Annotated in this window: 1 protein-coding gene; it reads left to right on the forward strand. The window is 55.0% G+C overall.

Features of this window, described 5'->3' with window-relative positions; genetic code table 11:
- The coding region (locus tag HT737_RS29615; RefSeq protein ID WP_182404599.1) for an adenylosuccinate synthetase at window positions 1–309 on the forward strand (309 nt) is incomplete at its 5' end.
- Window positions 310–560: the final 251 nt, after the last annotated feature.

Consider the following 560-nt stretch of genomic DNA (forward strand, 5'->3'; position numbering starts at 1 on the left):
ATCTGCCTGACCAAGCTGGACGTCCTCGATGGTCTGGAAACCATCAACATCTGCACCGGCTACAAGGACGCGCAAGGCAATGCCGTAGCGCCGACCGACGCTGACAGCTACGTGGGCCTGCAGCCTGTGTACGAAGAAGTGCCGGGCTGGATCGAATCGACCGTGGGTGCCAAAACCCTGGAAGAGCTGCCAGCTAACGCTCGTGCCTACATCAAACGCGTTGAAGAGTTGATCGGCGCGCCGATCGACATTATTTCGACGGGGCCGGATCGCAACGAAACCATCGTTCTGCGTCATCCGTTCGCTTGATAAGTCGTTGATGTAAAAAACAAAGGCCCCTTCATCGGGGCCTTTGTCGTTTATGCCTGTTGGACGGCATGACCTTTGCTGTAAATCTTCCTACAAGAGTGCCATCAAATTAATGGCGTCAGACGTAGAGGGATTCACAGTGTCGGCCGTTCTCTCACTGTTACAAAGCCGTTTGTTGCGGCCCGTGTTCGTTACCCTTGGTATCGCCCTTTTGGTGCAAGTGCTGGTGGCAGTCGCCCTGACACGAAGCA

It is taken from the genome of Pseudomonas sp. MD195_PC81_125 (genome assembly GCF_014060985.1).
GTDB classification, from domain to species: domain Bacteria; phylum Pseudomonadota; class Gammaproteobacteria; order Pseudomonadales; family Pseudomonadaceae; genus Aquipseudomonas; species Aquipseudomonas parakoreensis.